This window comes from Thiomonas sp. OC7, assembly GCF_900634595.1.
GTDB lineage: Bacteria > Pseudomonadota > Gammaproteobacteria > Burkholderiales > Burkholderiaceae_C > Thiomonas > Thiomonas arsenitoxydans.
This window is the reverse complement of sequence record NZ_LR131953.1, coordinates 1680746-1691978: the sequence shown is the minus strand read 5'-3', so window position 1 is coordinate 1691978 and position 11233 is coordinate 1680746. Positions and strand designations below refer to the sequence as shown.

At 65.3% G+C, this 11233-nt stretch carries 14 protein-coding genes and 1 riboswitch; of the genes, 7 read left to right on the top strand and 7 right to left on the bottom strand.

From position 1 onward, the window contains the following. Positions 1–91: 91 nt before the first annotated feature. The 5 genes from BIO17B3_RS08195 to BIO17B3_RS08175 form a co-directional block, all read right to left on the bottom strand. Complete coding sequence (locus BIO17B3_RS08195; protein ID WP_156053715.1) at positions 92–535, bottom strand: hypothetical protein; 444 nt, start codon at positions 533–535, stop codon at positions 92–94. Beyond that, on the bottom strand, positions 532–2265 hold the full coding sequence (locus BIO17B3_RS08190) for a DUF3987 domain-containing protein (protein WP_156053714.1): 1734 nt from the start codon (positions 2263–2265) through the stop codon (positions 532–534). The genes BIO17B3_RS08195 and BIO17B3_RS08190 overlap by 4 nt, the downstream gene beginning before the upstream one ends. Further along, complete coding sequence (locus BIO17B3_RS08185) at positions 2262–2687, bottom strand: DNA primase (RefSeq protein WP_156053713.1); 426 nt, start codon at positions 2685–2687, stop codon at positions 2262–2264. Before BIO17B3_RS08185 ends, BIO17B3_RS08190 begins: the two co-directional genes overlap by 4 nt. Then, entirely contained in the window at positions 2684–3061 is a 378-nt protein-coding gene (locus BIO17B3_RS08180) for a hypothetical protein (protein ID WP_156053712.1), read from the bottom strand. Before BIO17B3_RS08180 ends, BIO17B3_RS08185 begins: the two co-directional genes overlap by 4 nt. 83 nt (positions 3062–3144) lie before the next feature. Then, a complete protein-coding gene (locus BIO17B3_RS08175) occupies positions 3145–3591 on the bottom strand; it encodes a hypothetical protein (RefSeq protein ID WP_156053711.1) in 447 nt (148 codons plus the stop codon). A 162-nt stretch (positions 3592–3753) separates the two neighbouring features. Between BIO17B3_RS08175 and BIO17B3_RS08170 the strand changes: the two genes are divergently transcribed. The 6 genes from BIO17B3_RS08170 (at position 3754) to BIO17B3_RS08145 (ending at position 8192) form a co-directional block, all read left to right on the top strand. Continuing rightward, the gene (locus BIO17B3_RS08170; RefSeq protein WP_156053710.1) at positions 3754–4716 is read left to right on the top strand and encodes an IS5 family transposase; all 963 of its coding nucleotides are present in this window, start codon (positions 3754–3756) and stop codon (positions 4714–4716) included. Between the two features lie 415 nt (positions 4717–5131). Continuing rightward, positions 5132–5566 carry a putative toxin-antitoxin system toxin component, PIN family gene (locus BIO17B3_RS08165; protein ID WP_031403871.1) on the top strand — a complete coding sequence of 145 codons (435 nt, stop codon included), beginning with the start codon at positions 5132–5134 and terminating at the stop codon, positions 5564–5566. Continuing rightward, positions 5566–5823 (top strand): hypothetical protein, encoded by a 258-nt coding sequence (locus BIO17B3_RS08160; RefSeq protein ID WP_031403872.1) that lies wholly within the window; start codon positions 5566–5568, stop codon positions 5821–5823. The genes BIO17B3_RS08165 and BIO17B3_RS08160 overlap by 1 nt, the downstream gene beginning before the upstream one ends. Before the next feature lie 439 nt (positions 5824–6262). Next, positions 6263–6880 (top strand): histidine phosphatase family protein, encoded by a 618-nt coding sequence (locus BIO17B3_RS08155; protein WP_031403873.1) that lies wholly within the window; start codon positions 6263–6265, stop codon positions 6878–6880. A 71-nt stretch (positions 6881–6951) separates the two neighbouring features. Next, a riboswitch (Fluoride riboswitch) is annotated at positions 6952–7016 on the top strand. Between the two features lie 46 nt (positions 7017–7062). Continuing rightward, on the top strand, positions 7063–7437 hold the full coding sequence (locus BIO17B3_RS08150) for an HIT family protein (RefSeq protein ID WP_031403874.1): 375 nt from the start codon (positions 7063–7065) through the stop codon (positions 7435–7437). Then, positions 7437–8192 (top strand): MFS transporter, encoded by a 756-nt coding sequence (locus tag BIO17B3_RS08145; RefSeq protein WP_156053709.1) that lies wholly within the window; start codon positions 7437–7439, stop codon positions 8190–8192. The genes BIO17B3_RS08150 and BIO17B3_RS08145 overlap by 1 nt, the downstream gene beginning before the upstream one ends. Here the strand turns inward: BIO17B3_RS08145 and istB are convergent. Continuing rightward, the gene (gene istB, locus BIO17B3_RS08140) at positions 8187–8951 is read right to left on the bottom strand and encodes an IS21-like element helper ATPase IstB (protein ID WP_156053708.1); all 765 of its coding nucleotides are present in this window, start codon (positions 8949–8951) and stop codon (positions 8187–8189) included. The genes BIO17B3_RS08145 and istB overlap by 6 nt on opposite strands. Beyond that, entirely contained in the window at positions 8938–10518 is a 1581-nt protein-coding gene (gene istA / locus BIO17B3_RS08135) for an IS21 family transposase (RefSeq protein WP_156053707.1), read from the bottom strand. Before istA ends, istB begins: the two co-directional genes overlap by 14 nt. A 44-nt stretch (positions 10519–10562) precedes the next feature. Here istA and BIO17B3_RS08130 point away from each other — a divergent pair, with 44 nt between their 5' ends. Continuing rightward, positions 10563–11228, top strand: coding sequence for an MFS transporter (locus BIO17B3_RS08130; protein WP_370512645.1), 666 nt, complete (start codon positions 10563–10565; stop codon positions 11226–11228). Positions 11229–11233: the final 5 nt, after the last annotated feature.

The window sequence follows — 11233 nt, the reverse complement described above, 5'->3', positions numbered from 1 at the left end:
GGCTTACCTTGCCCCACAAAAAAACGAGTCTGCGCAGTGTGTCGTGGCCCCACAAAAAAACGAGTCTGCGCAGTGTGTCGTGGTGTGCCCATTAGGCTGTCCCTTGATCGTGGCGGAAGAAACCTTGTCGTATCGCCCGCCCAGTTGGGCTCACACACCAATGCGGCAGGCCGTAGGCAGCACCGTCAACCGGGGGCAAGGTGTCAGGCAGATCAGGGTCGCGAAGAGCCTCGCGCAGTGCCCGCCACGGCAGGCCAAGGTTGCGCGCCAGCAGGCCGGTTGACGCGCGCGCGCTGGCCTCGGCTTCGTTGCGCGATAGGCCACCGTCGCATTCGAGAATTGCCGCACGTTCTTCGAAGTGCTCACGCAGGTTTTCTGCCCACAGCAGCGCCATCAGATCAGGCTTGGCTTGGCAAATCGCTTCGCGCAGATCATCGGCCAGGCGCGAGGCCGGGGACACGATCAACGTGTCGCCGTCGGGTTGGATCGTGAAGCCCGATGTGCGCAGATGAGCAAGCAGGGCGCTGGGATTCATAGCGCCACCTTGTCATCGTGCGGGGCGAGCTTCACGGTTTGCGGGCTTCCCCTTTGGGAATGCTGCGAATCCTGCGAAAAGCCTTGCTGCGCTTGGCTTTGCCCCAGTTGCGAAGGCTTGCGAATGCTTGCGAATTCGCAGGCCGCCGGGGTGGTCGTTCGCAGGGTTTCGCAACCATTCGCATGGCCCACAAACCCAGTATCCATGCGGGTTTTCGCAGGATTCGCAGCATTCGCACGGGCCGTTTGCGTTTTCGCCTGATCCACTCCCAGTGCGCGCACTGCACCGGTGCCGACGGCCACCAGCCCGGCGGCTAAAAGCCGGTCAAGGGCTGTGTCCCTTCGGCTTGCAGATCGGAGGATCGCCGGGCCAATACGGGGAATGTCGCGGATGGGCATCGGCTCGCCCCTCGGGGCGAGCCAGCGATAGAGCGTCAGTGCCCAGTCGGGCGTCGGATCGGCCTTGCCACCCAGCGCCGTCAGCCAGCTTTGCAGCGTATAGCGCACCAGGCGGATCGCGTTTTGCGCAGCTTCGCAGTCGATCATGGGCTTGTTCGCCCATGCCGCCATCACACCTGCAATGCGGCAAGCCTGCTCGGTTGCCCGCAGAGCGAAGGGCCGCACGGGGCGCAGCTCGCCGCGTCGGGCCTCGTGCTCCATGAGCTCGAAGAACGCCGCCAGTTCCTGCCGCGCATCGGCGGATAGTTCGATGACAGGTAGGTCGTCGCAGTGATCTGGCATGGGATCACGCAACAGTTCCGTGCAGCGCGCCAAGAAGCCGACAATGGCTGGCGATTCGTCGGGCAGCCAAGGGCGGAACACGCGCGGGGCAAGTTCCTCGGGCCATGCCAGTAAGAAGCGGGGCCAAAAGCCGATCCCCGATAAAGACGCGTCAGATAGGGTGTCACCCAACGCCTCGGGTTGCGCCAGCAGGTGCGCCGACAAGCGCACGCCGTAGCGCTCAAATCTTCCGCCGCCGCCACGGACAACGGACAGGTGCCCACGATCCCACAGGCCGCACAAAGACGCCGCCGTCTTGGTGCGATGGTCTTGGCTCATGGCATGCCCGGCGAGCATGACGCCTGCCTCAGTCGAAAACACGCCTTGCCCGGCGACACCTTCGGCATACGAGCGGTGCAGGCCCTCGATAGTGATGTCGCCTGCCAGCCGGTAAGGGGCAGGGGGAGGGGACGCAGGCTTGGGGGCATTCTTGCTCCGCTCAGAGCAGGCTTCCTCATACACCTCCACCTCCCGCAGCCATGCCTGCCCCACTTCGCGTTGAAATTCATGGATCGCGCGCAGGGCCACGCGGTCAGCCATGTCCTTACCATCGCCGGATCGCGCCACGGTCAAGCAATACAGGCTCAGGGGTCGGACTCCGCCGTCGATGGTGCGCACGTTGGCCCGCGATTGCGCCAGCAAGGCGGCTGCTGCGAGGAACGATTGCCCGGCCATGGCGGGGGATACTTGCGCACCGTAGGCCAAGTCACATGCCGCTTGCGCCAAGGGACCAAGCGCATCGGTCGGGTAGCCATCGCTGCCTGCGTCAAGCTCCGGTTTGAGTAACACTTCCGCCCGGCGGATCGCGGCAAGCAGCGGCAAAGGCTCTAATGCGGCTTCTGGCGTTTGTGGGGCAAGATGTTGACCAACACGCTCTGCCAGGGCGTCGAGAATGGACGCGCCACGCGCAGCGTGATCAAATTTTCGGGTTGCTTCGGCAATCACGCTCATGGCCGCATCCCCGCGAGTTGCACCCCGGCAAGAATCCGGGCGTGCGCCACGCTCACGCGCTGACGGTCAGGCTCGGGCAGGGTTTGGCCTTCGCGCAGCATCGCGGCAGCCATGCAGACGATCAGGCTTTCATGCTCGATAGCGCGCAGCACATCGACAGCAGGGAATGGGGTGCGTTCGCGCGGTCGGTGATGATCGACGGCTCGCGGGGGCAAGGTGTCTTGCCAGCCTAGCCCCACGGCTGCAAGAATGGCCTCGGCGTCGCAGCCCGCGAAACAATGAAAAAGTACGCGCCTATCGTCGAGTTCTCGAACCGAAAGGCTCGCGCGACAGTCGTCATGGGCGGGGCAACGCGCCAGCCACCGACCGGGGCCGGTGCGCTTGACGCCCGAAAGTCGATCAAGCAGGGTCAGGGCCGTCATCGCGCGCCTCCCGATCCGATGGTGGCGTGCGTTGCCACAGCCTTGCGGGGGCGGCCACGTTTGCGTGGTGATGATGCGGGAATCAGCTCTGCGCTGGGTCGTGGCGCGGCGGCCTCAGGTGCGGTGCTTTTTGTGGCAAGCCACGCAGCCAGGGCTGGCAGCATGACCACGACGCGCCCGCCGATATACGTTGTCGGCGGATAGTCGCCACGCTCGCGGCGTTTTTGTGCGGCCGTGATGCTGGTATAGCCCAGCGTCTGGCAAAGATAGGAGTCATCCAGGGCCATGACCATCGGCGCGCCCTGGGCGATCAATGCGCTGAAGAGCGTATCAACGCTAATTTCGTGGGTAGAACTATGGGGTGACATGGTCATCCTCCGTCATGCGCTGCTTGGGAGGTACGACGCGGGCTGCGCAGTGCGCAGCAAAACCGAGGAACGGAGTGCAGCCCGCGCGTCTAGGCGCGGGAGATCGGCGCGGGGACGACGCGCGCGGTGATGGCGATATGGGCGATGCGGCGGTGGGCGATGCGCACAGGCGGCAGGATGGCCGCCTTACACGTCAAGGCTTGCAGACGCGGCACGACCACGGCACGCAGTGCAGCGGCCACGCCTACGGCATCGATTGTCGCGCGTAGGGCTGAAGCGATCAGAGCGATGTTGGCGCGCGCAAACTCGCGCGCCTGACGCGCAAAAAAGCGTGGGACACCGGCGGAGGTTTCTGCCGCCGCAATGAGGGTAACGAGTAGCGCGATGATCGCCCAAGCCGCACCGGCCAAGATCGCCCCGTTTCCAGCAATCAAACCCATGCCAACGCCAGCCCCCAACACCGCCCCTAGGACAGGACGGTGCTTCACGATGGGCCGCTCCAATGCGGCGCGCAAAATCACGGGGCTAATCAACATGCGCTAAATGTAGTGCATGGCCTTGGTCCGGGCAACTACAGGTAGTGTTTCGATCAGTGTTTTGTTGGTTTTTTCAATCTGGGCAAGGTAAGCCTAGGGATGGTGTTCAAAAAGGCCCCGCAGCCCCTGGCGCCGTGACGATGCGGCCAGGACAATGAGCCTATGAAACAAGCTGACCTTGGCCTGGACCTGACGAGCCGCAAGACCCGCAAGGGCAAGTTCCTGGACGAGATGGAGCGCGTGGTGCCGTGGGCGCAACTGCTCGCGCTGATCGAGCCGCACGCGCCGCGCAAGGAGCGTGGTCGTCCGCCGTTCGGTGCCGAGGTGATGCTGCGCATTCACTTCCTGCAGCAATGGTTCGGGCTGTCGGACGTGGCGATGGAAGAGGCGCTGTTCGACGTTCCGCTGTACCGGCAGTTCGCCGGCCTGGGCGGCATGAACCGCCTGCCCGACCGCGTGAGCATCCTGCGCTTCCGGCATCTCCTGGAGCAGCACGAGCTGGCGCCGAAGATGCTGGAGGCGGTGAACGCCACGCTGGCGGCCAAGGGGCTCATGCTCAAGGAAGGCACGGCGGTGGACGCCTCGCTGATCGCCGCGCCCAGCTCGACGAAGAACAACACCGGCACGCGCGATCCGGAGATGCACCAGACCAAGAAGGGCAACCAGTGGTACTTCGGGATGAAGTGCCACATCGGCGTGGACGCCGACAGCGGCCTGGTGCACACGGTGGTGGGCACGGCGGCCAACGTCAACGACGTGACCCAGGCGCATGCGCTCGTGCATGGCGAGGAAGCGGACGTGTTCGCCGATGCCGGCTACCAGGGCGTCGACAAGCGAGACGACACACGAAGCATTCGGGCGCACTGGCATGTGGCGCTGCGCCCCGGACTGCGCAGGCTGCTCGATACGACCGATCCGAAGGGCGCGATCGCCGAGGAGATGGAGCACGTCAAGGCGCGCATCCGCGCCAAGGTCGAGCATCCGTTCCGGGTGATCAAGCGGCAGTTCGGCCACGTCAAGGTGCGCTACCGCGGCCTGGCGAAGAACACCGCGCAGCTGCACACACTGTTCGCGCTGTCCAACCTCTGGATGGCACGCCGACATCTCATGGCGGCGCAGGGATGAGTGCGTCCGCCGCACGCGAAAACGGCCGTCGGCGGGGTCAAAACGCCCTCCGCGGGGCGCATCCCGGCGCGCAACTCGTCCACAGCCGCTGACCGGAATCATCTCGTGGCCTTCATCACGTCCTCGCGCCCGCAATCAGGCAATTTCGGACACCATCCCTAGGTTTCACCTGTCGCGCTCGCGCTTCAGGCGAAACCGGCCCCTTGGTCAGGCTGCGCCCGACACCCTGTTTTGTCTCGCGTTTCGGCACTACGCTTCTCACACGTTTTTGGAATCCGGGCGATTCTCGATGCGGGCGCCTTGTACCCAGCATCGACCCTCGCTGACCTCGACGACCTGCTGACCATACCTGCTGAGTGGCGCTGGTGGGCGGCCCTTTGGGCAAACAGATCTTGCTTGTTATATCATCGGCAGTATGAAAAAGCGCGTTGTGCTCGATACCAATGTCTTGGTCGCTGCGTCACGCAGTCGCCTTGGCGCATCGTTCGCTGTGCTACGCGCGATGCGTGAGGGCCAATTGTTGGCGCTGGCATCGGTGCCCCTGGTGCTTGAATATGAAGCCGTGCTCTCGCGCCCGGAGCAGCTCGCTGCGAGTCACAGGACGGCACCGATGGTGGAGGCTTTCCTGGACGCGTTCTGCCTGCTGGCCGAACCTGTGGAGTTGTTCTTTCTCTGGCGGCCGCAGCTCCGCGATCCTGCCGATGAGATGGTGTTGGAAACCGCGCTCAATGGCCGGGCCGATGCGCTGGTCACACTCAATGGCCGCGATTTCGTGCCTGCCCATCGGTTTGGCCTTCCGGTCCTCACGCCCGGAGCCTTTTTGCAAACCCTTCAATCGGAGAGATTCTGATGGCCAACTATGCCTTGCGCGTGCCCGATTCGCTCATGGAGTATGCCAAGAAAGTGGCGCTCGATGAGCATGTCTCGATGAATCAGTTTTTTGTGACCGCCATTGCCGAAAAGGTGTCAGCGCTCAAGACGAGCGCTTATTTCGCGCAGCGGCGTAGCCGTGGTGATCTCACGGCGTTCGACGCCTGGCTGGAGGCTAGCCCGGATGCTGTGCCGGTCGCAGGCGATGAATTGTTGCTGCCGCCAGGCGCAGCGTGATCACGGCGCAGCACTTTGCAGCTTCACAGGGGTTGAAGTCAGCCCAGTGTCTTCGCCAATTTCTCTTCCTCGATGTGAGATGTGGCTCCGTTCGTCTGCGGCCGATGGACCTGGCTATACGTCAACGGCAGCTTCAAGGTGCGGCGGTCATTCGACCAATTATGTCGACCGGCAAGTGCTCGGCCGGAACGGACGGTCAGATTCCGCGGTTCACGGCCGCATCTGAATGTCCGCTTGGTCAATCACCAAACGGTGCTGCGGACCCACACCCGCCATTTGGTTTGGAGAAAAGCGCCTACATGACCGATTCGCGCTTTTCCCGGCAAGATGCAGTGACAGTGACTTGCCGCAGACACCCTTGCGAGGCAACATGGCCACGCCGCGAATGTCGGCATGGCCAGCACGGGCCTATTCCGTGTCTTTACGCAAGGAGCATCACATGCACATCGTTCTCACCCGTCATGGCGAGGTTGAAGGCATCACGCCGCCACGCTTTCGCGGTCGTATGGAGCTGGCACTTACTGATCTGGGCCGACGCCAGGCCACAGCGCTTGGCCAGACCATCGCCACTCAGTTCCAAGCTGCGGCCATCTACACCAGCCCGATGCAGCGCTGCCGCGATACCGGCGCGGCCATTGCTGCAGCCTGCGGCCTGCCAGCGCAGGTGCAGTCGGGCATCGACGATTTCGACTACGGCGAATGGCAATGGAAAACCCATGAGCAAGCCCGCGCCGAGTTCCCGCGCGACTTCGCGCTGTGGAAGCAAACTCCCCAGTGGATGCGATTTCCCGGCGGCGAATCCTTGCAGGCGGTGGCGCTGCGCACGGCCGACGCGCTGCGCGAATTGCTCGCCGGCCATGCCGACGACACCGTGGTGCTGGTGGCGCATGACAGCGTCAACCGCGTGCTGCTGATGCAGGCGCTGGAGTTGCCGCTTTCAAGCTATTGGCGCATCGAGCAAAGCCCTTGCTGCATCAATGTGCTCGACATCCACGCGGATGCTCAGGTGAGCGTGCACCGGGTCAACGATACTGCCCATCTGCGCGGCTTGACCTGAGTATGCAGCCCAAGGCGAGCAGACATGAACTAACAATTCGAAACATGCCATCTGCTTCAGCTTTGTTGTAATGCATCCCAGGAGATGACATCCTCCTGACCCCAACCGCCTCCAGGCTGATGATGTCTGTTCTGCGCTCCGTGTCGCCACGCTGCGCGTCGGACCATGCCGAGGAGACGACGATGTCCGCCACCAAGCCCTGCCCGTTCTGCCAGATCACAGAACCGGTACTGCGCAACAATCTGGCCTATGCGATTTTCGATCGCGACCCGGTGACTCCGGGGCACATGCTCATCATTCCCTATCGCCATGTGGCCGACTGGTTCGACACTACCTGGGACGAGAAGCGAAGCCTGCTCGCGCTGGCCGACAACGCCCGCACCCTGCTCAAGCGCGAGCACGACGCCGACGGCTTCAACCTCGGCGTGAACTGCGGACTGGCCGCCGGCCAGAGCATTCTCCACGTTCATCTGCATCTCATCCCCCGCTACCACGGTGACATGGACGACCCGCTGGGCGGTGTACGCGGCGTGATCCCGGCGCGGCAGAAATACTGATGCGGGCGCCCGATCTCGACGCTGTCGACGGCTCACCAGTGAGCCCGGCACGCAAGCGCCAGGCGTTGGCCTTCGTGCTGACGATCGGCGTGCTCAGCTTGTTCGCCGACTGCACTTACGAAGGTTCGCGCAGCGTCCTCGGCCCCTATCTCGGTCTGCTCGGCGCTTCGGCCCTTGTCATCAGCAGTGTCAGCGGGCTTGGCGAACTGGCGGGGTATGCGCTGCGTTTGCTGTCGGGTCGCGCCGCTGATCGAACCCAGGCTTTCTGGCCCATCATCCTTGTGGGTTACAGCGTGCAGATGCTGTCAGTGCCGGCGTTGGCGTTGGCCCACACCTGGCCCCAGGCCGCCTTGCTGCTCGTGCTCGAGCGCATTGGCAAAGGCCTGCGCAACCCGCCGCGCGACGCCTTGCTGGCGCATGCCGGGCAGAGCCTGGGCGGCTACGGCTGGGCTTTCGGCCTGCACGAAGCGCTGGACCAGACCGGCGCCGTGCTCGGGCCGCTACTCGTGGCGGCGGTCTTGCTGTGGCAGCATGACTACCGCCTGGTTTACGGTTTGTTGCTCATCCCCGCGCTCATCAATCTGACCCTGGTGCTCAGGGCCAGACACACCTACCCACGGCCGCAAGATCTGGAGCCGACGCCGCGGCCCGACGCCGCACCGAGCAGAACCTATGGTCGCGGCCCCCGATGGCCACTTCAAATTCCCCCACTTATGGCCAGTCAAACTCCTCCATGCAGGACGGGCGGATTATGAGGCATCGGCGGTGACGGCGATGCGCGCTGCGGCCTCCTTGAGGCGGTAGCTGCGGCCCTCGAACTCGAGCATGGCGGCGCGGTGCATGAGGCGGTCGAGGATGGTGGTGGCCATGGTGGCGTCGCCGAGGTACTTGCCCCAGTCCTGCACGACGCGGTTGGAGGTGACGATGATGGAGCGGCGGTGCTTGTAGCGCTGGTGGACGATGGCCTGCAGCAGTTCGGCCGCGGCGTCGCCGATGCGCCGGGCCAGGAACAGGTCGTCGAGCACGAGCAGGTCGGGCTCGATCCAGGCGCGCAGCATGGATGCTTGCTCGGCGGTGCTGGCCAGGGCGTAGTGGGCGAACTCGGTGTCGGCCTCGACGTAGCGCACGTCATAGCCCTGCAGCGTGGCCTGGTAGGCCACGGCCTTGGCCACATGGCTCTTGCCGGTGCCGGGCTTGCCGATGATCAGCGCGTTGGCGCCGTCGCCGATGAACTTGAGAGTGTGCAGCTCGAAGCAGGCCGCGCGCGGCAGCTTGGGGTTGAAGCGCCAGTCGAAGTCGGCCAGGGTGGCCTTCTCGTCCAGGCGCGACTGCTTGAACCGACGGTCGTTGAGGCGGGATCGCCGCCGGTCGAGCTCGTCCTGCAGCATGGCGCCCAGGGTCACCAGGAACGGCTCCTGGCTGCTCTGCGCCTGCAGCACGCGCGTGGACAAAGTGTCGGCGATGCCGGAGAGGCGCAGCTCGCGCAGGGAACGTTCGATCTCATTGAGGGTCATGCTGGTGGCTCCTGTCGTGGGTGAGAGAGTCGGCGGCGGCACGGGCGAACAGATCGGCGTACTCCTCGGCCGGGCGGATCAGCTCGTGCTGCTGGGTCAGCGGCTCGGCGCTCGGAGCGGCGTCGAGGGCCTGCAAGGCGTCGGCGACGAGCCTCTCGGTCAGCGCCTTGACGTGGCGATAGCTGTAGACGCCTTCGTGCAGCGCCCGGGCGCAGGCGGCGTCGACCAGGCGCCGGGGGTAGCGCTCGGCCAGGGAGACGATGCCCCAGAGCTTGCGCTGACCCACGCGGCCCTCGACGGCGAACAACAGCTCGCACAGGCGCAGGGCCTCGGCGCCGATGGCGCGCGCCTGGGCCAGGATGCGGCGGGTCTCGCGCGAGGGGTTGAACACGCGCTCCTCGGCGGGCAGGACCACGGTGCCGGGGTGCTCGGCGCGGTCATGGGTGCGCAGCAGCTCCTGGGTCTTGAGGTCGCGGATCTCGATGCGCCGGGCATAGATGCGCACCAGCACCTGGGTGCCGATGCGCGCCGGACGGGCGGCGTAGCTGCAGTGGTCGACGCGCACGCAGCTGTCGTCGGCGACGGTGCGCTCGGCCTCGGTGAAGTACTGCATGCCCAGCACCGGCAGCGCCTGCAGGTGGGCGCGCTCCTCCTCGAACATGGCCTGCACCTGCCGGCGCGCGCTGCCGTGGATGCGCGGCGCTGCCCACTTGGTCTCCCAGTGCTCGAGGAAGGCGTTGTGCTCCTCCAGGCTCTCGAAGCGACGGCCCTTGAGGGCGGTGGCCTGGGTGTGCCCAATGGCGTTCTCGACGCTGCCCTTGCGGTTGGGGTCGCGCACGCGCGCCGGGTCGGCGACCACGCCGTAGTGCTTGAGCGTGGCGGCGTAGACCTTGTTGAGCTCGGGCTCGTACAGGTCGGGCTTGACGACGCCTTCCTTGAGGTTGTCGAGCACCACGTAGTGGGCCGAGCCGCCGAAGTAGCGCCAGGCCTGCTCGTGCAGCTCGGCCCAGACCTGCTGGCTCGACTTCCACACCACACGGCGGAAGCTGCGCCGGGAGTAGCGCAGCGTGGCCACGAACAGACGCGGGCGGCGGTAGCGCGAACTGCCGGGCACGCGCGTGAGCGCGCCCTCGCCGTAGTCGACCTGCATCTCCTCGCCGGGGGCGAACTCCAGGCGGTCGAACTGCTCGGGCTCGCGCACCTTGAGCCGGGCCACGAAGCGCTTGACCGAGTTGTAGTGACCGGCGAACGCGTACAGATCGACCAGGTCCTGGTAGATGGCCGTGGCGTTGCGCTTCAGACGCAGCTGGGCCTCGATGAAGGCCCGGTGCGGCTCGCACAGCGACGGCGTCGAGGACGCCGGAGCCGGTGGCCGGGGTGGAGGAGTTTGCTCCCCGGGGCCGGTGGCCACCCCGGGGGAGTTTGCTTCGCCCTCGGCAAAGCGCTGCGCGTAGGCGCGGATCGTCTTGCGGTCGATCCCCGTCAAGCGCGCGATCTCCCGCTGGCTGCTGCCCTTGCGCAGCAGCGTCCAGATGGTCGTTTGCAAATGCGGCTTCAAGACGTTCACCTCCGTGCCTCTCCCTCGACGTTGAGGGAGGGGAAAGTAACGTCCTGCCAGACCTCTGGCCGCCGGCGTGCTCGCCGGCCTGTCAGCGCATCATCGCGCCGTGGCCAGGGTGGGGGAATTTAGGTGGCCAAAGGTGGGGGAGTTTGGGTGGCCATCGGGGCGGCTTCTGGCTGTACCTGGTGGCAGCCTGCCTGGTGGCCGCCGGCTTCGCCGACTATCCGCTTTTGGCCTACCACCTGCATCGATACGATGCCTTGCCCGGCACATGGATTGCCGAGGCCTATGCCCTGGCGATGGCGGTGTCGGGCGGTGGTTCGCTGTTGCTGGGCCGCTGGTTCGATCGCATCGGCACCCGCCTGTTGCTGCCGCTCACCGTGGCCGGTGCGCTGTTCGCGCCGCTGGTGTTTCTCGCCGGGCCGATGTGGGCCTGGCTCGGCGTGGCGTTGTGGGGCCTGGGCATGGGTGTGCACGAGTCCATCATTCCGGCCGCCCTGGCGCTGCGCGTTAACCCGCAACGCCGCGCCTCGGCCTACGGCCTGTTCACTGCCGCCTACGGCATCGCCTGGTTTGGTGGCAGCGTGGTCATCGGCCTGCTTTATCCAGTGTCGCTGGACTGGCTGGTGGTGTTCTGTCTCGGCACACAGTTGGCCGCTTTGCCGCTGTTCGCCAGCTTGGCTGCGAGCGACGCACAACTGAAACACTCGCCGTAACCACG

What these genes read in the sequence shown, in the direction of transcription:
- BIO17B3_RS08195 (WP_156053715.1), bottom strand. Translation starts at nt 535, where the DNA reads ATGAATCCCAGCGCCCTGCTTGCTCATCTGCGCACATCGGGCTTCACG.
- BIO17B3_RS08190 (WP_156053714.1), bottom strand. Translation starts at nt 2,265, where the DNA reads ATGAGCGTGATTGCCGAAGCAACCCGAAAATTTGATCACGCTGCGCGT.
- BIO17B3_RS08185 (WP_156053713.1), bottom strand. Translation starts at nt 2,687, where the DNA reads ATGACGGCCCTGACCCTGCTTGATCGACTTTCGGGCGTCAAGCGCACC.
- BIO17B3_RS08180 (WP_156053712.1), bottom strand. Translation starts at nt 3,061, where the DNA reads ATGACCATGTCACCCCATAGTTCTACCCACGAAATTAGCGTTGATACG.
- BIO17B3_RS08175 (WP_156053711.1), bottom strand. Translation starts at nt 3,591, where the DNA reads ATGTTGATTAGCCCCGTGATTTTGCGCGCCGCATTGGAGCGGCCCATC.
- BIO17B3_RS08170 (WP_156053710.1), top strand. Translation starts at nt 3,754, where the DNA reads ATGAAACAAGCTGACCTTGGCCTGGACCTGACGAGCCGCAAGACCCGC.
- BIO17B3_RS08165 (WP_031403871.1), top strand. Translation starts at nt 5,132, where the DNA reads ATGAAAAAGCGCGTTGTGCTCGATACCAATGTCTTGGTCGCTGCGTCA.
- BIO17B3_RS08160 (WP_031403872.1), top strand. Translation starts at nt 5,566, where the DNA reads ATGGCCAACTATGCCTTGCGCGTGCCCGATTCGCTCATGGAGTATGCC.
- BIO17B3_RS08155 (WP_031403873.1), top strand. Translation starts at nt 6,263, where the DNA reads ATGCACATCGTTCTCACCCGTCATGGCGAGGTTGAAGGCATCACGCCG.
- BIO17B3_RS08150 (WP_031403874.1), top strand. Translation starts at nt 7,063, where the DNA reads ATGTCCGCCACCAAGCCCTGCCCGTTCTGCCAGATCACAGAACCGGTA.
- BIO17B3_RS08145 (WP_156053709.1), top strand. Translation starts at nt 7,437, where the DNA reads ATGCGGGCGCCCGATCTCGACGCTGTCGACGGCTCACCAGTGAGCCCG.
- istB (WP_156053708.1), bottom strand. Translation starts at nt 8,951, where the DNA reads ATGACCCTCAATGAGATCGAACGTTCCCTGCGCGAGCTGCGCCTCTCC.